At 53.9% G+C, this 22,313-nt stretch carries 24 protein-coding genes and 2 pseudogenes; 15 read left to right on the forward strand and 11 right to left on the reverse strand.

Annotated elements, in window-relative coordinates; all coding sequences use genetic code 11:
- The first annotated feature begins 42 nt into the window (after nt 1-42).
- The 3 genes from FX155_RS07425 (at nt 43) to FX155_RS11545 (ending at nt 1,616) form a co-directional block, all read left to right on the forward strand.
- On the forward strand, nt 43-747 hold the full coding sequence (locus FX155_RS07425; RefSeq protein WP_195839634.1) for a radical SAM protein: 705 nt from the start codon (nt 43-45) through the stop codon (nt 745-747).
- 261 nt (nt 748-1,008) lie between these two features.
- Entirely contained in the window at nt 1,009-1,335 is a 327-nt protein-coding gene (locus FX155_RS11540) for a hypothetical protein (RefSeq protein ID WP_229778485.1), read from the forward strand.
- Entirely contained in the window at nt 1,314-1,616 is a 303-nt protein-coding gene (locus FX155_RS11545) for a nucleotidyltransferase domain-containing protein (protein WP_326831123.1), read from the forward strand. The genes FX155_RS11540 and FX155_RS11545 overlap by 22 nt, the downstream gene beginning before the upstream one ends.
- A gap of 92 nt (nt 1,617-1,708) precedes the next feature.
- On the opposite strand, the gene FX155_RS07435 is transcribed toward FX155_RS11545, so the two are convergent.
- Entirely contained in the window at nt 1,709-2,263 is a 555-nt protein-coding gene (locus FX155_RS07435; protein WP_154488272.1) for a hypothetical protein, read from the reverse strand.
- A 107-nt stretch (nt 2,264-2,370) separates the two neighbouring features.
- Between FX155_RS07435 and FX155_RS07440 the strand changes: the two genes are divergently transcribed.
- Nucleotides 2,371-3,171 carry a DAPG hydrolase family protein gene (locus tag FX155_RS07440; RefSeq protein ID WP_022488296.1) on the forward strand — a complete coding sequence of 267 codons (801 nt, stop codon included), beginning with the start codon at nt 2,371-2,373 and terminating at the stop codon, nt 3,169-3,171.
- Between the two features lie 131 nt (nt 3,172-3,302).
- Here FX155_RS07440 and FX155_RS07445 read toward each other — a convergent pair whose 3' ends face one another.
- Both FX155_RS07445 and FX155_RS11750 read right to left on the reverse strand, forming a co-directional pair.
- A complete protein-coding gene (locus FX155_RS07445) occupies nt 3,303-3,452 on the reverse strand; it encodes a YvrJ family protein (protein WP_083236257.1) in 150 nt (49 codons plus the stop codon).
- Nucleotides 3,453-3,498: 46 nt separating this feature from the next.
- Nucleotides 3,499-3,684, reverse strand: a pseudogene (locus tag FX155_RS11750) (DUF2922 domain-containing protein); the annotation flags it as partial.
- A gap of 562 nt (nt 3,685-4,246) precedes the next feature.
- On the opposite strand from FX155_RS11750, the pseudogene FX155_RS11755 reads away from it, so the two are divergent.
- Both FX155_RS11755 and FX155_RS07455 read left to right on the forward strand, forming a co-directional pair.
- Nucleotides 4,247-4,354 (forward strand): annotated as a pseudogene (locus tag FX155_RS11755) (DUF4343 domain-containing protein); the annotation flags it as partial.
- A 69-nt stretch (nt 4,355-4,423) separates the two neighbouring features.
- Complete coding sequence (locus FX155_RS07455) at nt 4,424-4,714, forward strand: hypothetical protein (protein WP_229778480.1); 291 nt, start codon at nt 4,424-4,426, stop codon at nt 4,712-4,714.
- A gap of 405 nt (nt 4,715-5,119) precedes the next feature.
- Here the strand turns inward: FX155_RS07455 and FX155_RS07460 are convergent, their stop codons facing one another.
- From FX155_RS07460 to FX155_RS07470, 3 genes are all read right to left on the reverse strand, one after another.
- Nucleotides 5,120-5,398 (reverse strand): type II toxin-antitoxin system YafQ family toxin, encoded by a 279-nt coding sequence (locus FX155_RS07460; RefSeq protein ID WP_154488274.1) that lies wholly within the window; start codon nt 5,396-5,398, stop codon nt 5,120-5,122.
- Entirely contained in the window at nt 5,391-5,660 is a 270-nt protein-coding gene (locus FX155_RS07465) for a type II toxin-antitoxin system RelB/DinJ family antitoxin (protein ID WP_154488275.1), read from the reverse strand. The genes FX155_RS07460 and FX155_RS07465 overlap by 8 nt, the downstream gene beginning before the upstream one ends.
- 549 nt (nt 5,661-6,209) lie before the next feature.
- Nucleotides 6,210-7,070 carry an MBL fold metallo-hydrolase gene (locus FX155_RS07470; RefSeq protein WP_154488276.1) on the reverse strand — a complete coding sequence of 287 codons (861 nt, stop codon included), beginning with the start codon at nt 7,068-7,070 and terminating at the stop codon, nt 6,210-6,212.
- 136 nt (nt 7,071-7,206) lie between these two features.
- Between FX155_RS07470 and FX155_RS07475 the strand changes: the two genes are divergently transcribed.
- Entirely contained in the window at nt 7,207-7,668 is a 462-nt protein-coding gene (locus tag FX155_RS07475) for an Lrp/AsnC family transcriptional regulator (protein WP_022488291.1), read from the forward strand.
- 302 nt (nt 7,669-7,970) lie between these two features.
- Nucleotides 7,971-8,438, forward strand: coding sequence for a low molecular weight protein-tyrosine-phosphatase (locus tag FX155_RS07480; RefSeq protein ID WP_154488278.1), 468 nt, complete (start codon nt 7,971-7,973; stop codon nt 8,436-8,438).
- On the opposite strand, the gene FX155_RS07485 is transcribed toward FX155_RS07480, so the two are convergent.
- From FX155_RS07485 to FX155_RS07500, 4 genes are all read right to left on the reverse strand, one after another.
- On the reverse strand, nt 8,362-9,066 hold the full coding sequence (locus FX155_RS07485) for a DUF2249 domain-containing protein (RefSeq protein WP_154488279.1): 705 nt from the start codon (nt 9,064-9,066) through the stop codon (nt 8,362-8,364). The two genes, FX155_RS07480 and FX155_RS07485, sit on opposite strands and share 77 nt — an antisense overlap.
- 449 nt (nt 9,067-9,515) lie before the next feature.
- Entirely contained in the window at nt 9,516-9,779 is a 264-nt protein-coding gene (locus FX155_RS07490) for a type II toxin-antitoxin system RelE family toxin (RefSeq protein ID WP_022488289.1), read from the reverse strand.
- A gap of 1 nt (nt 9,780) precedes the next feature.
- Nucleotides 9,781-10,005 carry a type II toxin-antitoxin system RelB family antitoxin gene (relB, locus tag FX155_RS07495; protein ID WP_022488288.1) on the reverse strand — a complete coding sequence of 75 codons (225 nt, stop codon included), beginning with the start codon at nt 10,003-10,005 and terminating at the stop codon, nt 9,781-9,783.
- A gap of 227 nt (nt 10,006-10,232) precedes the next feature.
- Nucleotides 10,233-11,087 carry a LysR family transcriptional regulator gene (locus FX155_RS07500; protein WP_022488287.1) on the reverse strand — a complete coding sequence of 285 codons (855 nt, stop codon included), beginning with the start codon at nt 11,085-11,087 and terminating at the stop codon, nt 10,233-10,235.
- 108 nt (nt 11,088-11,195) lie between these two features.
- Between FX155_RS07500 and FX155_RS07505 the strand changes: the two genes are divergently transcribed.
- From FX155_RS07505 to FX155_RS07535, 7 genes are all read left to right on the forward strand, one after another.
- Complete coding sequence (locus FX155_RS07505; RefSeq protein WP_154488280.1) at nt 11,196-12,953, forward strand: ABC transporter ATP-binding protein; 1,758 nt, start codon at nt 11,196-11,198, stop codon at nt 12,951-12,953.
- Complete coding sequence (locus FX155_RS07510) at nt 12,953-14,695, forward strand: ABC transporter ATP-binding protein (protein WP_154488281.1); 1,743 nt, start codon at nt 12,953-12,955, stop codon at nt 14,693-14,695. The genes FX155_RS07505 and FX155_RS07510 overlap by 1 nt, the downstream gene beginning before the upstream one ends.
- Nucleotides 14,696-14,841: 146 nt before the next feature.
- A complete protein-coding gene (locus tag FX155_RS07515; protein WP_022488284.1) occupies nt 14,842-15,090 on the forward strand; it encodes a YdbC family protein in 249 nt (82 codons plus the stop codon).
- Between the two features lie 838 nt (nt 15,091-15,928).
- On the forward strand, nt 15,929-16,297 hold the full coding sequence (locus FX155_RS07520; protein WP_154488282.1) for an endonuclease domain-containing protein: 369 nt from the start codon (nt 15,929-15,931) through the stop codon (nt 16,295-16,297).
- Between the two features lie 586 nt (nt 16,298-16,883).
- Nucleotides 16,884-18,521, forward strand: coding sequence for a DUF4153 domain-containing protein (locus FX155_RS07525; RefSeq protein WP_022486632.1), 1,638 nt, complete (start codon nt 16,884-16,886; stop codon nt 18,519-18,521).
- Between the two features lie 28 nt (nt 18,522-18,549).
- Nucleotides 18,550-19,470 carry a DMT family transporter gene (locus FX155_RS07530; RefSeq protein WP_195839635.1) on the forward strand — a complete coding sequence of 307 codons (921 nt, stop codon included), beginning with the start codon at nt 18,550-18,552 and terminating at the stop codon, nt 19,468-19,470.
- 27 nt (nt 19,471-19,497) lie between these two features.
- A complete protein-coding gene (locus tag FX155_RS07535; protein ID WP_154488285.1) occupies nt 19,498-20,808 on the forward strand; it encodes an aminopeptidase C in 1,311 nt (436 codons plus the stop codon).
- A gap of 348 nt (nt 20,809-21,156) precedes the next feature.
- Here FX155_RS07535 and FX155_RS07540 read toward each other — a convergent pair whose 3' ends face one another.
- Nucleotides 21,157-22,212, reverse strand: a complete 1,056-nt coding sequence (locus FX155_RS07540) for an amino acid permease (protein ID WP_326831124.1) — start codon at nt 22,210-22,212, stop codon at nt 21,157-21,159.
- Between the last annotated feature and the right edge of the window lie 101 nt (nt 22,213-22,313).

Consider the following 22,313-nt stretch of genomic DNA (forward strand, 5'->3'; position numbering starts at 1 on the left):
TCTTAGCAGATGAGGATGCGGCATTTTTTATTACAGGAGGTCATGATGGAATCATTTTTTTACAAAGATCCCTATGAAGAAAACGGGAAAACCATTCTCGAACTGAACCTGTTCCCTGGCAAATACTGCAATTTTAACTGCATTTTCTGCCCTGTGAGCCGGAAGCTGCCCCATCAGCAGACCCAGGACCCGGTGAATGTGGGGAATCTGGACGCGGCCATTCTGGACCTGCAGCAGAAGATCCGTGCGGTGAAGCCGGACCTGGTTTTCATCAATTCACTGGGCGAGGCACTGCTTCTAATAGGCCTAGAAAAGGTGATCCATACCATCCACAAGGAAAATGTCCCTGTTCGCCTCCTGTCGAATGGCTATCTGTACGGAAACCAGAAGTACGCGGCCCTCGCCGGCACCTGTGAAGAAGTAATCGGTGAACTGAAAATGGGCCGGGAAGAAGCTTTCCAGAAAGCCCAGAGACCTCTTGCAGGCTATACGGTCCGTCAGCATATTGAGAATATGGCAGAATTCCGGAAATCCTACCCGGGCCGCTTCCACCTGGAAATCACTGTAGTCAGAGGGTACAGCGACGATTCCGCATCCCTCAGTGTCTTCCGAGATGCCGTAGCTGCCATCAAGCCGGATGTGCTCCAGGTCGTCACTCCGGAAGCCCCCTTCGACAAAGTACTGGGACTTCCCCAGGACAGACTGGAGGCGATTGCCGGGGAGCTGCAAAAGAGCCTTGGCGCATGAATACAGGGAGCCGTGAAAAATGGGATGCCCATTTTTTCACAGCTTCCATTTTTATGGAAACAAAGGATGGACTCCACGGTAATGGAAGGAGAGCCGCACCGTTCCCAGCACCATGGCACCATGATAATATGTTATACTGTATTTAACTATGTATGTTTGCAATTATTCTTTGACAACACACATAATATTTATTAGAGAATAGGATTTGCAGGAAAAGTTGGAAAGACAATATTCTAAAAACGGTAGAAAAGGAAAAGAACCATGAGCATAGAGGGTCTGGAAAATCTAATTGGAAAAATCGTCAGGATAAAACCAATGGTCATCCGTTCTGAAACCGGGGATATCATCAGGGCCAGATGGCTGCCGGAGGAGAGTGACTTTGGGAAGAAGGAGACCATCTGCCGGGGGCAGATGCTTCTGAACGTGGGAAAACCGACGGCCGGGAAGGGCGGGCCTGCGGCGCGCCCCTACAGCGTCAGGGTCGGGGGACCAGGGAGGGCAGGGAGTTTCGTTTTTTATCGTACCCCCGATGTCCATATTGTCACCGTCCAACAGATCAAACGAGAGTGCCCGACCCCAATGGTGTAGGGGCTCCCCGCAGGGAAGCCCATCCCGGCCGCATTTTTGACCGATTTCGAGATACGTTATCATGGGTCAAACTATTTGGTTCCAGAGCCAGAGGAGATTACAAAACAACTTCGGATGTGGATTTGGCGATTGCCAGTAAAACAGATATACTCACTCCTTTGCAGACGGCATTGGAAGACAGTCAATTGCCTTACACGTTTGGTTTAGAGGATGGAATAGAAAGAAGTCAGATCGGCTCATCCGGGCCTATCAGATGTCAGACGTCAGCTGGTTGGCGATGAGCAGATCGGTCTTTCTACTTAGTCAGAACAAAGCTGACGTCTGACATCTCAAGGCTCGCAGGACCGTTTCTGACGTCTTATTCCCCTCCGGCTTACAATGCATCCAGGTTGGCGATGGTACGGATGCTTTGCCAAAAGTAGTGATAGACTTCTTCGGGAGTATCTTTTTGTCCCCGATGGATCCAGGTGGAAATGGCAACCGGCAGCAGGTAACTCATGATGTCAATGAGGTATTCTCGACTTGCCTCTTCCAGTTGGGAAGGAATGCCGAGCAAAGAGCCCATATCTTTGAAATACCGCCGATGATTCTGGGCCAGGGCATCCAGCCGGTTGCATTTTTCCAGTGCGGCGAACAATTCTGCATGTTCCATAATGGTTTGGAAAAACGAGAAAAGAACGGCTTTCCGGGTTCCTTGTTTGGGCAATTCCCTGACAAAACCGGCAAAAAGTTGGTCCATCTGCCAAAGCAGCACATCTACCGGGATGTCGAAGAGACGGTAAAAAGTGCTGCGGCTGACCGAGGATGCCCGCTGGATGGCTGCAATGGAAAGCCGGTCGGCCGGTTTGTTCTTGGAAAGAGCCAGGACGCTTTGGGCAATCAGTTCCGCACTTTTCCTGGCCCGGGGATCATTTGCAATATGATACATTTTTACGCCTTTCTGTTCTATATCCCAGGAGTGGGTAGTTGGAGCCTGCTTACTGTGATACAATCGTATCACAAGTCAGCAAACAGAACAAGAAAGGCGGTCTTTTTATGACATTGTATACTGGGAAAAAAGTGGGCGTCAGCAAGGAAGAGAAAACCCTTTCCTATTATCCCCTGTTCCAGCGGAAAATGACGGAGGTGCCGGCTGCGAAACTGGCCCTGATCGAGGAACCTTCTCCGGTCCCTGCCGTTCCTTTTGCAGAGCGGAACCGTTTCCTCCAGGGGATGGACAAGGAATTCTGTCAGGTGGGCTATGGCGTGGCTGCTGACGGGACAGGGTTTGTCTGCAATGCAACCTATATGCCCGGAGTGACCGGCGATATGCTGGACTGGTGGTTCCCCTGGCACAGCGTAGGCTCTGACCTCCGTTACAAAATCTGGGACCCGGAGGATCATTATTTTGCCCGTGCCAACAATGCGGCATACGTTTGCGACCCTTCCGTCCCTGTTTCCCAAAAGACTTGGGATGTGGATCATTACATTATGGAAGATATCGGCTTCGGACCGTCCTTCCTGCATTTGCAGTTCAAGCGGCCCAGAGATTTCGGGTATGATGAATCCCTGATGGGGACTGCAGCCTGTCAGTCCTTGGTCTGCGCCATTGGGGCAGGGGATTGCGGGGCGGCCATGACCCATAAATGGTTCCCGTATAAAGAGGGTGTCCTGTTCTGCTCCCGGTTCTGGATTGGATATGCCCTGCACCAGGGGGAGATTATCAAGGCTCTGCCGGAAGGGGATTCGGTACCGGTGGAAGTGGCTCGGGGCCTTTTTGCCCACAATATCAAGGAATTTACCAACCTGGCCGCTATTTTGCCGGAAGTTTACAGGGAGAATAAGGAGAATTTTTGAACAAGACGTCAGGTCCGGTAGGGCCGGTCTGACATCTTAAATCTGATAGGCCCGCAAGAGCCGGTCCGATATCTCTCTTGACCATTGACAAAAAAGCGTGCTGCGATTTTTTTTCGCAGCACGCTTTTTCTCTATTCCATCTTCACTGCCATGCGCAGCCGTTCGATGCTCTGGGTCAGGTTCTCCAGTTTCTCTTCCATCCGTACCAACAGGTACCAGGAGATGACCATGGGGAAGCCGTACTGAGCAGCCTGGCCGGCCAGCAGGGTCAGGTCGTCCATGGTCAGCGGCCGGGTCCGCCAACAGGTCCTGTACGTCCGTCACCTTGGCTGCCTGGACGGTTTCCACCGGAAGGTTGTTCCGGGAGAGGAAAATCTTGCTTTCCAATACTTTTTCCATCACCGGGAGCACCGCTTCCTTATCCACGTCCGTACGGGGATTGGGGATGCGGATGTTCTTGGTGGCTTTTTTGCTGTCTTTGAAAATCAGGTCCAATTTCCGGGAATCTGCCATCTGTCATGCCTCCTTTACGCTTTTTCCGTGAGCTGATGCCGTTCCACCACGTACAGTCCGTGGGGAGCTTCTTCCATCAGCCCGCCGAATTCTTTGCCCATTTCCGCCAGCTGGCCCGCTGTGGCCTTGGTGTCCAGGTTGTCATAGCTGATGTTCTTGAATTTGGGCTGGTCATTTTGTCCACCCCGTTGCTGATTTCCAGCTGCAGGGTCACTGCAGTCAGGTCTTTCGCTGCTGCCATTGGTTCATTCCTCCTTTGTTTACAAGATGATTCAGGACAGAGAGTGTAAGGAGGCGGCCCATGCGGGCCGGCTGCCAACGCCGGTTCTCACGTAATCACCATCCAATCGATCAAACGAGAGGGACCGCCCCCAACGCCGTAGGGGCTCCCCACAGGGGAGCCCCTCCCGGCCGCCCAGAGGGCAAAAAAAGCAGGCCCGCAGTCGTAGTGATTGCGGGCCTGCTTTCTGTCCACTTTTTTGCACAGCTCATATGATATACTGAGAATAAGAAAGATTTGGATATCACCAGAAAGCAAGGGAAGTGAACAAAATGAAAGTTTGGATATGCACTGGGGAGTTACGGGCTGTTCTATGTTGACTATGCAAAACTTCTGGCAGCCCGGTGGGCAGAATTGACCGGGACGAAGGATGAGTATGAAGATTTTTAAATATCTGAGCTGTTGAGATAACCGCCTATCATGAATTATTTTTGCGAACCGAGTAAGGGAGAAAATGAAATGTGGAAGTCAATTAAAAATGATCTTATTGGTTCAGAGGGTGGAATCATTCTTCAGGATGAAGAATATGAAGGTTCGTGCCGCATAACATTGGAACGCTGTCGGCCATATGATGCCATTACTTGTGGTGTATATGGTGACATGGTGCATACTGTCTATTCGGATCCTTTAGTATCCCAGCATCTTTATGAAATGATGAAAAAAGATTTACAGGCTTTCATTGATGCAGATATTGAAGATCTAGGCCGGCGTAGCGATTTTTATGAGGCATTTATTGAAAGGTATCGTTGATATACTATTTTACAGCAGCGTTCAGGAAAACAAAAGGACAAAAATCCAGGGGATTTTCCCGAACAGAACCCTCCGGGAGGGCCGGGGAAGGGCGGGCCTGCGGCACGCCCCTACGGCGCTGCAATCGAATGTTTGATCCAGCCGTCTTAAAAACGGATGTTTCGACGATCCCGTTTCTCTGATTTTCCGTTGGTTCTTTGACCCCAACGGCGTAGGGGCTACCCGGAGGGGAGCCCGTCCCGGCCGCCCAGAGGGCAAAAAAAGCAGGTCCGCAGTCTTGAGAAGATTGCGGACCTTTTTTTGCAAGAAAAGACATGGAGCTATTCTTGATGATTGGAGGTCAGCCCATTTTATCAACAGGGATTTTATCTTGGTAAATATTGTGTCACAAAGAGTAACTGCTGATTATCCGAACAAATCACTGTGGCTTCCTGTACGGGTGAGAGTCAATGTCAGGATATCTTCTTCGATTTTGTAAATCAGCAGCCAATCCGGCAGTATATGGCATTCCCAGAATCCGATATAATCTCCAGACAAGGCATGATCTCGATATTTAACCGGCAGTACCTGTTCTTTAACCAGGATTTCAAGAACATCCTGGAAAAGCTCTGGTTTATGTCCTGGACGCTGGACAGTCCTTTTATAATCCTTTTTGAATTGCTTGCGGTAGCGGATCTTAAGCATTCAGATCCTCCATAAGGTCTTTTACGGAATCATAGGTTTTACTCAGGTTCCGATGATGATTTACGTCATCGATTGCCTGCAGAGTCTCCAGTTGGTTGGCAGAAAGACGCAAGTCAAAAGGAATTCCTCCATGACGTACAACCGAACGCAGGAACATATTGATGGCCGTAGAGGTAGGAATACCAAGGTCAGAAAAAATCAATTCCGCCTGATGCTTCAGATCCGCATCGACACGAAGATTCAGGGTCTTTGTATCGGACATAGCAATCATCTCCTTTCATAGCTATTGTAACGTTAATTAAGGAAAATGTAAAGAAAATTACTTTTTATCGCGTGCCTGCAAGTCTTCTTTTTGTCAGTTTTTTTGAGAGACAATAGGGATATAACGGAAAGAACTGGAGCAGGTGGGCGAGATCCAGCCCAAGGTAATCCGGTTGCCAAAGCTAAGTGCAGAGTGAAGAGCGAAGAGTGCAGAGCGGGACGGAAGGTGCAAATGGTCCATTGCGATGCCGTAGGGGCCTCACGCCGGGAGGCCCGCCAGATGCACGAGCCACCGACGTCAACGTGGTAGGGGCTCCCCGCAGGGGAGCCCATCCCCGGCCGCCCAGAGGGCAAAAAAGCAGGCCCGCCGTCTTAAGAAGATTGCGGGCCTGCTCTGTAATTATCCGGCAACAGCCCGAGGTATTTAAGCCCCGGGATTATCTTTTTGTACATGAAAAAGGACTGCTGCACGTCACATTACGTGCAACAGCCCCATTTTATCACGCTGTTGCACGCGATTTCACATGCAACAGCTCACTTTGTTACGTTCTTATTTATCAAAATTTATGATCTGTCCATCATCCGGTACAGCTACCTGTTTGTCTAACTTTCTGCTATGGACAAAGTCGCGCATATTTTTGCGTGATACTGTGCAATGGTTAATGGCATCCATATGCACCGCTACAATTTTGGCCTTTGGCATTCTCGTTGCCGCTCTGCCTACATCTTCTGTACCCATAATAATGGAATCATTGTAGCAGATGGACTTAGCATAACCAGTATTCATAATTAGAATATCGGGCTGACGATTTTGTAGCGTTTTATCAACCCGGGCCGTCCAGACCGTATCGCCCATCAGGTAAGTAGTTTTTTCACCGGGAGCAGCAAAGACCACGCCCATACTTTCTCCGAGCAGTACGCTATAAGCGGGATTGGCATACATCTCTTCCGTACCATGCGTGCCTTCTACTCTGGTCAGGCGCACCCCTTGGAACTCGATATCCCGATCCAGCACCTGAACATTGCGGAAACCTTCCTTGCGAATTTCAGTAGCGTCCTTATCATCCTGCACAAATACAGGAATATCTTTGTTGATGAACTGCTGAGCTACTTCATCCCAATGGTCAAGATGGGTATGCGTGACAATTAACGCATCAACATTCTTTAATACATCCTCCTTTGATTCGGGCAAGTCCACCTTGGGATTGCGCACCTCACTGTTAAAAGAACCAGCAAAGCCTTCATAACGGCCTTTTTCTGCCAGCATGGGGTCTATCAAAAATACCGTATCGTTGTACGCCAATTTGCCCGTAGCATTGCGTACATGCTGGTAAGAAACCTGTGCAAAGGCACTGCCCGTCATCATCGTCATTCCCAAGAATGCAGCCATTAAAGTTTTTCTCCACTTCATTTCATTTCCTCCTCTGAATCACAATTTAATTTACATTGTGATTATACTTTGCTAGAATTTTACTTACGATACAGGATTTCAAGAGATGCATACAAATCACTTGAAATTTTCAAGTTTTCAAGTTAGGAGCATTGCCATGAATTTTTTACCTGCCAACAACAAAAAAATTGACAAAACTGACCATGAAATCCTCAGCATTCTGCATAAAGAGGCCAGAATTTCCATGACTGAACTGGGAAAACGCGTTCACTTAACCAGTCAGGCGGTCAAGAATCGTCTTGACCGCCTGACTGATTTGGGCGTTGTCCATCACTATACCGTGAATGTCAACTGCCCCATATATGGTTATAAAACACATGCCCTTATAAAAATAACCCCACACAGCGGTTTTATGAAGTCCCTGTTGGATTATCTTACTCAGTGCCACAGCCATATCAACCACTGTTATCAGATAACTGGTGCTCAAACACTATCCATCGACAGTTATTTTACGGACGAGGCAGAATTGCAGGAATTTATTGACACAATCCAAAAATGGGGGGATTATGAAATCGAATTGGTATTAAGGGACATCTTACTCTCTGAAGGTGATGAATGATTTTTTTTCTGTAACAGACACACTCACTATCTGCAGACATAAGATTTTGTGTGGTTTCCGTCAGGCTTTCCCAAACACCAAAGCCGACAGTGATACTATTTATCTGCTATAATAACAGAGAACATTTCACCCCACAAAAAGTGCAGTAGTAAGAACAGTCCGTTTTACTACTATTTTTACTACTGCAACGGGGAAAGTTGTGCCGTTTTTTGCAAAATTATGTCCTTTTCTCCGTGAACAGGTGAAACCCGAAAATCCGCATTAATTCGGCATATTTTGGCATAGAAGGGAGTTTTGTGTCCATGACTAGGATACTTTTTATTTGCCATGGCAACATCTGCCGTTCCCCCATGGCGGAATTTGTCATGAAGGAGCTGGTTCGGCGTCATCATTGTGCCGATGCTTATGAAATCGCTTCGGCGGCTACCAGCCGGGAGGAAATTGGCAATGACACCCACTGGGGGACCAGGGAGCAATTGGATCTCCACCATATTCCCTATGCGCCCCGGAAGGCCCGGCAGATGACCCGGGGAGATTATGGGTACTATGATCTGCTCATTGGGTTCGATGATGAGAACCTTCGGGAGATCCGCCGGATCGCCGGGGGAGACCCGGATGGCAAAATCCACCTGCTGCTGGATTTCACCGATCATCCCCGGGAAATCGCCGACCCCTGGTATACGGGGGATTTTGTCAGCACGTACCGGGATGTGAAGGAAGGGTGTGAGAGCCTTTTCTGTCGGAAAAATGTTCCTTCAGCAGCTGGTTGATTTCGGCTCTTTCTTTGCCCTGCTTTTCCATCTGTTTGATCAGTTTGTAGGCGTGGAACAGGGGGGAGGGGGCGATTTCGGAGCTGAAGAAGCCGATGCCCATGTTCCAGGCCAGCTGTTCGAACACATCATCCAGGGCCCGGGAATCCAGGCCGTTGGCATAGGCCTTCAGCAGTTCCCGCATGGCCTGGCGCATCCGCCCGGCACCTACTGCATTGGCCAGGGAGAGCAGCAGCCGGATATTGTAATCCAGGTAGCGTTTTTCGCTTTTCCAGGTCATATCCCAGAATTCCACTGCCAGTTCGCCCAGTTTTTCGTCAATCATGGGGTAGTTGGTGATCACCGCCGGCCGTTCCGGGGCTTCTTCCGTGTTCCCTTTGTTTTCGGTCCGGTAGAAATAGGCGTGGTATTCGTTGGGGGCCTTTTTCTCAGTGGCATGTTCATAGCCCAGCATTTCCATCACTTCGTAGAGGGGGATGGGTTCGAAGGTCTGGATTACTTCCAGTCCCTGGCCCACAGGGAGCTTGGCCGCCTGTTTTTTCAGGCCTTCCAGGAAATTCCCGGCAATGCCCCGCACGTCGACTTTTTTAAAGCTGCTGATTTTATCGTTCCATTCCAGATTTTTCATACCGATTCTCCTTCCATTTGTTCCTGTTACCATGGATAATGTTACGTTCTTCGTCTTCCTGGAAACAATATAGCATGGAAAAAGAAACCGGTATGTTGTTTTTACAACGAAAATTGGCACAGGAAACCCTCCGGGAGGCCGGGGAGGGCGTGCCTCTGGCGCGCCCCTACGCGTCAGGGTCGGGGGTTCGGTGCACGGTCTGTATTTCGGTGCGTAAATCGGTACCGTAGGGGCTCCACGCCGGGGAGCCCGCAAAAAACACCGATTGTACGGGCGTAATAGCAATCATCCCTACGCTAACTACGTCCAATCCGATTGAAGGAGATCCCTCGATTCCAACGTGGTAGGGGCTGCCCGCAGGGAAGCCCGTCCCGGCCGCCGGTTTTTACTGTTACCTATTGAAAAAAATGAGCTGCTGCATATACCTGCAACAGCTCTAATTCATTTGATTACCGATAAACTTCCCGTCGGTGAGCAATTTCAAAAAGAAATACAATCAGCACATCATCCTGGATTTCGGCAAACAGCCGGTAATCTCCTACCCGGTATCGCCACACCCCTTTCAAGTTTCCCGTAAGAGATTTTCCATGCTGTCGGGGATCTGTTGTATCCACCAGGTTTTTAACCACCCAGTTTTTAATGACACGGGCCGTTTGTTTATCCAGTTTTTTCAGTTCTTTTACCGCGTGTTCAGAGAACCGTACCTGGTACATATTAAATGCCCAGCTCTTTCCAGACCTCTGTATGATCATAGGTCTTTTCTTTCTTCAGCAGTGCCCGGGCCCGCAGGATCCGGTCCTCGTCCAGTTTCATATCCTCCTCGATTTTATCCAGCACCAGGCTGCGGATAAAAGAAGAAAGATTCAGATTATTGGCGGCCACATAATTTTGAATCAGTTTGTTTTCTTCATCGCTGACCCGAAGAGAAATGGTGCTCATAGGAAATCCTCCCTCGTAATACATGTAATACCTTCTACCATAAGTATAGCAAAAATGCGTGAAAAAGCAAGAGAAGAGAAGGGGGAAAGGGAAGATCCCTCCGGGAGGCCGGGGAGGGCGTGCCTCTGGCGCGCCCCTACGCGTCAGGGTCGGGGGTTTGGTGACGAGCCAGCAGGCCTGCCAGTTTGCATTTTTCCTGTGCAGACAGTTTCATGGTACCGCCCTCCTCAGTAATTTTCCCAGAACAGCCGGGCGGTTTCGTGAAGAGGCCGGCCTTTTTTCCGGACCAGCACCACCTGGCTTTCCAGCTTTTCTTCCCGGACCGGTACCGCATTCAGGTTCTGGCTCAGGTTCACCACGCTTTCCGGCACCAGGGCCACCCCCAGTCCCGCCTGGGCCCACTGGAGGCAGCTCCGGGCATCATCCGCCAGGCACCGGAAATACAGGGAAAAACCCCGGCCCCGGCAGATTTCCTGGATGATCCGCTCCCACCGCCGGTATCCCAGAAGGGGCAGCTCCTCCAGATCTTCCAGGGTAAAGGCCTCCGGCAGGTGTTGGGGGAACAGGTCCTGGCTCCCCAGGGCGCAGAAATGTTCCCGGCACAGCACCTTTCCTTCCACCCGGGTTTTGGAAAAGGGGGTCCGGATCACGGCCAGATCCACCGTTTCCTTTTCCAGGGCGTCCAGCAGCTGGTAGGTGTTCCCTTCGTACAGCTGGATGGAAATCTCCGGGTACTTCTGGGCGAAATACCGGGCACCCCGGAAAAACCGTTCTCCGGCGCCAGAAGAGATCATCCCCAGATGGAGACTGCCTTTTTTTCCCAGCTGGAAATTCTTCATGTCCTCCTGGGCCGCAAGGGTCAGGGTCTGGATCCGTTTGGCCGTGTCATAGAGGCTTTTCCCCGCTTCCGTGAGACGGATCTTCCGGCCGCCCCGTTCCAGCAGCCGTACCCCGCACTGGGCTTCCAGCCGCTGGAGCTGGAGGGACACCGGGGGCTGGGTCAGGTTCAGCCGCCGGGCCCCTGCTGAAATGGACCCTTCTTCCACCACTGCAATGAGACAGTTCAGCTGTTCCAGGTTCATAATGCATCCTCCTATATGGAAAATATATGGTTCTCAATAGATTCAATATTTATTATATAGTATTTCCGGTGGTAAGATAAAGACAGTTCAAGCAATGAGGTGCTGATTATGAAAAAATTTCTTTCTTATTTTAAGGGGTACCGCTGGGACTGCATCCTGGCCCCTTTGTTCAAACTGCTGGAAGCCCTGATGGATCTGGCGGTGCCGTTGGTGATCGCTGCCATGATCGACCAGGGACTTTCCACCGGAGACGAAGGCTTCCTGTTCGGCTGCTTCCTGGTGCTTATGGGGCTCATGGTGCTGGGCATGGGCTTTTCCTTTACCGCCCAGTATTTTGCAGCCCGGGGCAGCGTGGGGGTCATTACCCGGCTCCGGCAGGCTCTGTTCGACCATATCCAGGGACTGTCCTACAGGGAACTGGACACTTTGGGCACCGATACCCTGATCACCCGGCTCACCAGTGACGTGAATCAGGTCCAGACCGGGCTGAACATGGCTCTGCGGCTGCTGCTCCGGAGTCCCTTCATTGTGTTCGGGTCCATGGTCATGGCCTTTTTCATCGATGTGCCCAGTGCCCTGGTGTTTGCCGTGGCCATCCCCCTGCTGCTGGTGGTGGTGCTGGGGATCATGCTCCGGAGCATCCCTTTGTTCAAACGGGTCCAGGAAACTCTGGACAGACTGCTCCAGACCACTAGGGAAAACCTGACCGGGGTCCGGGTGATCCGGGCCTTCTGCCGGGAACAGGCGGAAATCCGGGAATTCGACAGCCGGAATGCTGACCTGACCCGGAAGAACCTTCATGTGGGCCGCTGGTCCGCTTTGATGACACCGGGCACTTATTTGCTGGTGAACCTGGCCACGGTGGTGCTGATCCGCCAGGGTGCCCTCCGGGTGGAACTGGGGGCCATGGCCCAGGGGGATGTGGTGGCTCTTTACAATTATATGGCCCAGATGATCATTGAACTGGTGAAACTGGGCAGTATGATGATTACATTGAATAAATCGGCAGCCTGTGCAAGCCGCATCCAGGGAATCCTGGAGGTGGAAAGTTCCATGACCAGTCCCGCTGCTTACGGACCCCTTCAACCGGTGAGCGGGGGACCGGCCGTGGCTTTCCATCACGTGTCCTTTGGCTATGCCGGAGGCGCCGAAGCGGTGACAGATCTGGATTTTGCCATTCCCAAAGGCAGTACTGTGGGAATCATCGGGGGCACCGGCAGCGGCAAGACCACCCTGGTGAACCTGATTCCCCGTTTTTATGATGTGACACGGGGCCAGGTGGAAGTGGAAGGCCGGGACGTGCGGGAATACCCGGCCGGCCATCTGCTGGAAAAAATCGCCCTGGTACCCCAGAAGGCAGTGCTTTTTGAAGGCACCATCCGGGACAACCTGCGTTGGGGCAAGGCTGATGCCACCGACGAAGAACTGTGGCAGGCCCTGGAAACTGCCCAGGCCAAAGATGTGGTGCTGGGGAAGGAAGGCCGGCTGGATGCCCTGGTGGAACAGGGGGGACGGAACCTGTCCGGAGGCCAGAAACAGCGGCTGACCATTGCCCGGGCCCTGGTGAAGAAACCGGATATCCTGATCCTGGACGATTCTGCCAGTGCCCTGGATTTTGCCACCGACCTCCATCTCCGCCAGGCCATCAAGGCCCTGGAAGGGGAAATGACCGTATTCATCGTGTCCCAGCGGACCAGCAGCGTCCGCCAGGCAGATGTGATTTTGGTGCTGGATGACGGGAAACTGGTGGGCCAGGGAACCCATCTCCAGCTGCTGGAAACCTGCCCGGTGTACCAGGAAATCTTCGATTCCCAGTATCCCGGCCGCCGGGCGGAAGAAATCCGCAAGGGAAAGGAGGAAGCCTGATGTCCATGGATAGAAACAATTCCAGCTGGGTCACCCTGAAAAAAGTCTGGAAGATCATCGACGCCTACCGGATGCTCCTTATTGGGAGCCTGGTGCTGGCCGGTGTTTCCGTAGCTCTCCAGCTCTATGTGCCCATCCTGTTCGGCCGGGCCATTGACGGGATCCTGGGACCGGGACAGGTGGATTTCCCCCTGGTGGGCCGCTATGCTTCCCAGATCCTCTTTTTGGTAGTCCTGTCCAGCCTGGCCACCTGGGCCATGAATCTCATCAACAACCAGTTGGCCTTTAACACCGTCCGGGATATCCGGAGCCGGGCCATCCGTCAGATCCAGCAGCTGCCCCTGTCCTTTTTGGACGGCCACAGCACCGGTGACCTGGTCCAGCGGGTGATCGCCGACGTGGACCAGATTTCCGACGGGCTGCTATTGGGGTTCACCCAGCTGTTTTCCGGGCTGGTGACCATTGTGCTCACCCTGTATTTCATGTTTTCCACTCACCGGAACATTTCTCTCATGGTGATCGTCCTGACCCCGGTGAGCTTCCTGGTGGCCCGGTTCATCGCCAGCCGGTCCTATCGGCTGTTCCAGAACCAGACCGCCATCCGGGGGAAGCAGACCGCCCTGATCAACGAAACCATCGGCAACGAAAAAGTGGTGAAGGCCTTCTGCCATGAAGAACGTTCTTCAGACCAGTTCCGGAGCCTTAACGAAGAGCTGCAGCAGGCCACCCAGGGAGCCCTGTTCTACAGCTCCCTCACCAATCCGTCCACCCGGGCGGTGAACAACGCCATCTATGCCCTGGTGGCCCTGGTGGGGTGCTGGGAGATCCTGGGCGGAGGGCTTACCGTAGGGGGGCTCACCGTGCTGCTGTACTACGCCAACCAGTACATGAAGCCCTTTACGGACATCAGCTCCGTGGTCACTGAGCTCCAGAATGCCCTGGCCTGCGCTGCCCGGGTGTTCGCTCTCATCGAAGAGACTCCCCAGAGCGCCGATCCGGACCGGAAACTGGTGTTCCGGGAAGGGCGCGTGGACATTTCCCATGTGTATTTTTCCTACAATAAAAAGCGCCCTCTGATCGAAGACTTCAACTTCCAGGTGGAACCGGGCCAGACCACCGCCATTGTAGGGCCCACCGGCTGCGGCAAGAGCACCTTCATCAACCTGCTTATGCGGTTCTACGATGTGGACCGGGGGACCATCGCCATCGACGGCCAGGATACCGGGAAAGTGGACCGGCACTCTCTCCGGCGGACTTACGGCATGGTGCTCCAGGAAACCTGGCTGAAACAGGGGACCATCCGGGAGAACATCGCCTTCGGGAAGCCGGGAGCCACCGAAGAAGAGATCATCCAGGCCGCCAAAGAAGCCCACAGCTGGGAATTCATCCGCCGGCTGCCCCAGGGGCTGGATACGGTGGTGGACGACGACAGCCTGAGCCAGGGACAGAAGCAGCTCCTGTGCATCACCCGGGTGATGCTGGCCCTGCCGCCCATGCTGATTCTGGACGAAGCCACCTCCAGCATCGACACCCGGACCGAGATCCAGATCCAGAACGCCTTTGCCAAGCTCATGGAAGGCCGAACCAGCTTCATCGTGGCCCACCGGCTCAGCACCATCCGCAGCGCCGATCGGATCCTGGTGATGAAAGACGGGAAAATCATAGAGCAGGGCACCCACCAGAGCCTGATGGAACAGGGAGGGTTTTACAAGGAGTTGTACAACAGTCAGTTTGCAGGGTGATAAGGGTGTTGCACAGAACGTGCAACACCCTGTTTTTCCATTCACCCCCCAAAAACGCCCATTCATCCCGCAGGGGGTTCTCAAATCTGGAAACTTCGGTATAATGGGACCTGAGGGGAAATTATCTGTACCGAGGAGGCACGAACATGGACAGAAACAATTCCGACTTCAGCTACGAAATCACCCAGGAACTGGGAACCCTTTCCACCAGCCCCAAAGGCTGGACCAAAGAGGTGAACCGGATTTCCTACAACGGCCGGACACCCAAATTCGACATCCGGGAATGGGCCCCGGGGAAAGAAAAAATGGGCCGGGGAGTGACCTTGAGCGAAGAAGAAGCCAAAACCCTGTGCAAGATCCTGTTCCAGTATTTCAAGGAACAGGCAGGGAGGTAAGAGGAGGGGGCTGCTGCAGGCGCAGCAGCCCCCTTTGTCAACGGTCAGCGGCAAAAAGGAGACCATCTGCCGGAGGCAGATGGTTTTGAAGGGAAACGCAGCCCTGGGGGCTGCTAACCCACCACCAGCCTATCGGCCGGTCCCCCGCCCTTGAAAAGGGCGGATATGTGGCACGGCGGGCTGGGGCCCTTGTGCAGAAGGAGACCATCTGCCGGAGGCAGATGGCTTTGAAGGGAAACGCAGCCTGGGGGCTGCTAACCCACCACCAGCCTATCGGCCGGTCCCCCGCCCTTGAAAAGGGCGGATATTTGGTACGGCGGGCCAGGGGCCCTTGTACAGAAGGAAGCCCGGCATCCGCCGGCCTTTGAAGGGAGACGCAGCCGGGGGGCTGCTAACCCACCACCAGCCATACGGCTGGTCCCCCGCCCTTGCAAAGGGCGGATATACGCTTGGGCTCGCGCCCATTGCTTTTTGGCAAGTACTAAGGCGTTAGCCCGCGTACTTCTTGTTCACTCTTTTGCGTGGGCGGATATACGCTCGGGCCTGCGGCCCATTGCTTAATGTATTGCAAAACTACAGCTGTCGTATTGCTGCACAACTGCAGATTTAATCGAACAGTCGCCATTAATCGTGCAGGGCGCCAGCCCGCACTACTATCCGCCCTTTACAAGGGCGGGGGACCGTTGCGCCTGCGCAATGGTGGTGGGTTAGGCGCCGCGATACCCGGCGCCGTCTTCCTCTATCCCCCCTGCACTAACAACCATTCCCAGTCCACTCTGCCATTTTAGCACCAACAAACAATTTGCCACAAAACAATCCAACAGAAAGGACATCACCCATGTACTACGAAACCACCCGAGACCGTCACCTCAAACACCTTGCCAATCATCTCCGAAAAAACATGACTGCCGAAGAACGGCATTTGTGGTTCCAGTTTTTGCAGCAGTATCCTATCCGTTTTCTCCGGCAGAAACCCATCCGGGGATACATTGTGGATTTTTACTGCGCCAAAGCCCGGCTGGTGGTAGAAATCGACGGCAGTCAGCATTACAATCCCGCGGAAAAAGCCTACGATCTGGAACGGACCCGGCGGCTTATGGCCTGCGGCATGAAAGTGCTCCGGTTCAGCAATCGGGACATATGGAGAAATTTTCCCAGGGTGCAGTACGTGATTGATAAGGAAGTACGGAAACGGGTGAAGCAGTAGAGGGCACGGCGGGCCAGGGGCCCTTGTGCAGAAGGAGACCATCTGCCGGGGGCGGATGGCTTTGAAGGGAGACGCAGCCTGGGGGCTGCTAACCCACCACCAGCCTAACGGCTGGTCCCCCGCCCTTGCAAAGGGCGGATAAATACAGCGCATACCGGGCCAGGGGCCCTTATGCAAAAAGAAGCCCGGCATCCGCCGGCCCTTGAAGAGAAACGCAGCCGGGGCTGCTAACCCACCACCAGCCTAATGGCTGGTCCCCCGCCCTTGTAAAGGGCGGATATACGCTCGGGCCTGCGGCCCATTGCTTTAAAATAAGTACAAGGGCGTTAGTCCGCGTACTTATTATCCGCCCTTTTCAAGGGCGGGGGACCGTTGCGCCTGCGCAATGGTGGTGGGTTAGGCGCCGCGATACCCGGCGCCGTCGTCCTTCGCCCCCGCACCAACTTCCGCTGGTGCAGGCGGTGGCGATCCCCATGCAATCCCGGCGCCGTCTTCCTCTATCCCTCCACACCAACTTCCGCCTCGCTCCCACTTCCCATCCATGCTATAATCATAAGGAATGAACATCCAAGGGGAGGCATCCTTTATGCTGAGCAGGTTCAAAGGATTGTGCAGGGAAATCTGGGAGCGGAACCAGCGCTTCAAGACGGCTTTTCTGGGCAGTTGGAGCTTTTTTCTGGTATTCCTGGTGCTCACTGTCATCGGGCGGGGGGACCAGTGGAGCAAATGGACGGTAATCAGTCAGGGCTTTTTGGCTGTACAGCTGGTAATGTTTCTTTCCGTGCCTTGGCGGCTGTACAACGAAAAATACGGCAGGATCGAGCCCCGGCGGGAAGCGGCCAATTTCCTGCTTTTCCTTCTGCTCTGGCGGAGCCTGGAACAGGTCCCGTCCTTTAATGACTACCTGTTCCTGGGCCTTTGGGGCACCGCCGCCCTGTCCGCAGCGCTTACCCTTTTTTTCTGTGATACACCCCAGGGACGAAAGGGGCTTTTTCCCGCTTTTCTGCTGGCCCTTGGCAAAAGCCTGCTCCTGGGAGGGTTGTCCTTTGCCCTTTTGGGCCTCTGCTTTTCCGGCATCCGGATGCTCCTGTACCCCAAACTGTCCCTGGAATGGCTGGAGCTGGCCTGTGTATTTTCCATCTGGGTGGTATCCTGGCAGGTCCTGCTGGCCCAGATTCCCCGGGAAAACGAACCTCTGGCGATACCGGACTGGTATTCATCACTCTGCCGGAACCTTCTTCTTCCGGCGGCCGCGCTCCTTGTGGTCATCCTTTATTTCTATCTGGCCAAAAGCCTCCGGGAGGGAGCTCTGCCAAATGGTATCATGAATCCCTTTGGATCCTGTGCTTTGGCTTTTTATACCCTGTTCTGCTTATCCTACCCGGAAGAGCAGCCGCTCTGGGTGCGGAAAGTCCTGAAATGGGGAGCACTCCTTCTGGTTCCCATAGCAGCGGCTCAGCTCCGAGGCGTCTGGATCCGTTTGGAAGCCTACGGGCTCACAACCCTCCGGTATCTGTCCCTCTGCTGCACCTTCGTGGGGCTTTGTGTCCTGCTCGGGGGCATTACAAGGCAAAAACCCCGGAAAATATACCTGTTGTGCGGAATCCTCAGCGGGATCCTGGCATTTTCGCCCCTGAACCTGGTGGACCTCCCTGCCTGGTCCCAGGCACGGCGCCTGGAAGAAACCATCACCCGGAATCAGCTGATCCAGAAGGGGAAACTGGTCAGCGCCCGAGAGATTTCTCCAGAGGAAGCGGAGCGGATCCGCAGCAGCTATGGTTATCTGGCCGGTTCCGCCGGCCGGTGGCGGTATCCTCTGGTGGAACAAATCAAAGAATCTCCCTTCCTGGCCACCCTGCCTCGTCCGCCCAAAGGAAAAGGTCATACCGGTATCGGGTATTATAACTACAGCCAAAAACTTGCAACACTGCCGGTCAGCGGTTATTCCAGGGTAATAATCATCAAGGGGGCCCATATCCAGTACCACCGGCTGCGTTTTTCCGGAGAGGGAAATACTGCATACAGCCTGCCCATAGATGATGCGTACCTGCAGCAGCTGCGGGAAAAATATCCTTCCAATGGACTGGTGGAGGGAAAAGATCTCCAGCTTCAGCTGGAGGATGGGAAACTGCTGATCTTTACCCAGCTTGCAGGGAGCCAGGACGGGTTTGACCAAAAAGAGAAGAATTCCGTCAGAGTCGATGGATACCTGCTGGAACAGTAAAATTCCAATTCAAAGGAAGTGTCCCCTTATGACCAAACACCGTGAAGCCATCCTGTGCATGCTGGTGGCTGCGCTGTTTTTCTGCCTTACGGAAGTATGCATGAAAAAAATCAATGGCGACCTGAACGGGGTCCAGGTGAATGCCACCCGGTACACCCTGGCCGGGCTGGCCTTGATGCCCTGGAGCCGGAAGCAGCTTTTGGCCCGGCATGCCCGGGTTACCTTTGCCCAGCAGAAACTCTGCTTTTTTCTGGGATTCATGGGCATTGCCATGGTGGGGCCTCTGTACCAGATGGCTTCGGTGGTGCTGGGAGCCAGCCATACGGCGGTGATCTTTTCCAGCACGCCTCTTTTCATTACGGTGCTGGCGGCCCTGATTCTGGGGACCCCCATTACCCGGTATGAAATCGCCGCCCTGGGGCTCCAGGTGCTGGCCATTGCCGTTTTGGTGGACCCATTCCACATGACCCTGGACCCGGGAGGCTTTTTGGGGCTCATGGTCTGCGTGTTCGGGTACAGCCTGTATGCGGTGGGAGGCAAGAAGCTCATGCCAGCCCTGGGCAGTGTGACGGTCACCGCTTGGACCTTTTTGTGGGGCGGGCTCCAGCTGCTGTTTGTGGCCTTCCTGTCCCACATCCCCGCTGTGGCGGCCTTTTTCACTGCCCACGGCCTGGGAAATTATGCCTATATCCCGCTTCTCACCGGCTACACCTGGGCCAACCTGCCCTGGGTGCTCACCCTGTATCTGGGCATCACTCTGGTGGCCTTCCTGTGCTGGTTCCGGGCCATGGAGGTTGGGAGCATCACCCTGGGGAGCCTGACCTATTTCATCAAGCCGGCCCTGAGCCCTCTCTTCGCCTGGTTTTTTGTGGGGGAGGCCATTACCTTCCAGATGGCCTTGGGCATGGGGCTCATGCTCCTGGGGGCCCGGATCGCCCTAATCAAATAACCTTTGTCGAGAAAGGAAAGATACCCAATGAAAGAAATCAACAATGCCTTGCTGAAAGAATTCCGTGCTGCCTATGACCGGGATGCAGCCGCCCGGACCCTGAACAGTGCCCTGGCCAAAACCGACCTGGCGGACCTGTCTTTTGTGCCCATGCAGGCGGCCCTCCACCAGGGACCCTTTGCGGTGGAAGTGAAGACCCGGGGGATCACCGCCCAGCAGAAGTCCGGCCGGTGCTGGCTCTTTGCAGCTCTCAACATCATGCGGGAGATCGTGGCGGAAAAGTGTGGCTTGGAGGAATTCGAACTGTCCCAGAACTATCTCAGCTTTTACGACAAGCTGGAAAAGGCCAACAACTTTTTGGAAATGGTCATCGAACAGGCCGGGGAGCCGGTGAAAGGCCAGAGCATGCAGTACGTGCTCCGGGGCATGGTGGACGGCGGCTACTGGAGTGAAGCGGCCCATCTGGCGGCCAAATACGGGGTGGTGCCCAAAACTGCAAACCCGGAATCCTACCAGTCGGAACATACGGACCGATTCCTGGCTGCCATGAACCGGCTGCTCCGGAAAGATGCCCTGGAGCTCCGGGAACTGGTGGCTGCCGGAAAGGATCCCTATCCCCGGAAGAAGGAAATGCTGGCGGAAGTGTACAAAGCGGAATGCATCGCCTTCGGGGCGCCGGTGGAGACCTTCGATTTTGCCTGGCGGGACAAGGACAAGAACTACCACTGTGACCGGAACCTGACCCCCAGGGAATTCTACGACAAATATGTGGGCCTTGCCCTGGAAGACTACATGCCCGTGATCAACGAACCCACCCCGGACAAGGAGATGGATACGCCGGTGGCCTTCCACGCTGTGGAAAACATGGTGGGGAAGGATATGGAAGCCCTGAACCTGTCCCAGGAAGCCCTGGAAGACCTGTGCATCCGCCAGCTCCAGGCCGGGGAACCGGTGTGGTTCGCCTGCGACGCCGGTGCCTACGGAGCCCGGAAAGAAGGGATCTGGGATCCGGACAGCGTCCAGGTGGAAAAGCTCCTGGGAGGATTTTCCTGGGATATGCCCAAAGGCAAGCGGCTGGAATACGGAGCCAGCTCCGCCACCCATGCCATGCTACTGACCGGGGTGGATTTCGATGCCAGCGGCCGTCCCACCCGGTGGAAGATCGAGAATTCCTGGGGCAAGGAAGTGGGGAAGAACGGCTATTTCGTCTGCTCCGAAAAGTATTTCAAAGAATACGTCTACGAAGCCGTGATCAGAAAATGCCATTTTACCCCGGAACAAAAAGAAATGCTGAAAAAAGAACCCATCCGGATCAATCCCTGGGATGAGGATGTATGAAAAAAGGAAGAAACCCACAGCAAGCCGGTTTCTTTGATGGTAAACGCATCCGTTGGATGCTAACCCACCACCATTGCGCAAGCGCAACGGTCCCCCGCCCTTGTAAAGGGCGGATATACGCTCGGGCTGGCGCCCATCGCTCTTTGGTAAGTACAAGGGCGTTAGCCCGCGTACTTACTATCCGCCCTTTACAAGGGCGGGGGACCAGCCGTGAGGCTGGTGGTGGGTTAGCCGCTTCAGCGGCGTTTCCCTTTAGAACCATCTGCCTTCGGCAGATGGTCTCCTTCGCCCGCTGCCCGCTGACAAAAAAACAGGGTGCTGCATGTTTTATGCAGCACCCTGTTTTTCTTACTCCCGTTCCTTCTTCGCCAGTTCCGGCAGGATGAACCCGATCCCGATCAGTACCAGCGGGGTCAGGATGTTCATGGCGAACTGGAAGTACCAGGTGTCCGTACCACTCTGGACCCCACGGGGGAACATGCCCATGATGCAGGCAAAAGCGGTGAAGGCGAAGCACCAGAACCCGGCCAGCATGCCCAGGCCCTTGCTCTTCACGAAATGGTATTCAGAAACATAGTTGTCCGCATGTTTCTTCAGCATCATGTAGGCAAAGAACACCCACAGATACCGGAGCGGCATGCACACCGCGTTCAGACGGATCAGCCAGTTGTACAGGCTGGTCATGTCCCCGATCCCCAGCGCCGGTACGATCAGCAGGATGGAAACCAGGATGGCGGTCAGTTTGTACCCGGTTACAGGCACCCCTTTGGCGTTCACTTTGGTGAACACTTTGGGCACGAACTGGGGATCCACGTCGGACAGCAGGATCTTGATGGGGGCATCGATGGAAATGGCCAGGGTGGCGGCCTGTCCCAGGGCGGTGCAGATGGCGTAGATGATCACGAAGGTCTGGCCGATGCCGTAGTATTCACCCAGCTTGGAAAAGCTGTAATAGGCCCCGTTCATCATCAGGTCTTTGGGGATGTTGTTGGGGTCGAACATCAGACCCATGGCAAAGGTCCCCAGCAGTGCGGTCACCGCCACCATAATGGCCATGAAGATCATGGATTTGGGGTATTCGGTGGAGGGTTTCTTCAGATTGTTTACATAGGGGCTCAGCCGTTCGCAGCCGCCAACAGCAAATACTAGGATCCCCAGGGTGGTCATGTAGTCGAAATCGAAGGTGGGCATCAGGGTATCCCAGTTCAGGCTGTAGCTGAAGGTCTTGGCGGTGGTCAGGTGAGGAGCCGCCAGGGCCAGCAGGATGTACAGGATGGACATGACGAACATGAAGCTCCCGGACAGGGCGCCGATCCGTTTCAGGGCCGTAACCCCTTTGGAGGCGTACCACAGGAAGAAAAAGAAAATCACAAGAGCGTGAAGTGGTAAACTAAAATTGGACACGGAGGGGGTAATTTTTGGACATACGGTGTATACTGTACGGATAGTACGAAATTAATTATCGGACAGAAATTCTCCCTCACAGGACAGGAGGTTTGCCGTGA

Origin of the sequence: Acidaminococcus fermentans (assembly GCF_009696675.1) — a bacterium.
Taxonomy (GTDB): domain Bacteria; phylum Bacillota; class Negativicutes; order Acidaminococcales; family Acidaminococcaceae; genus Acidaminococcus.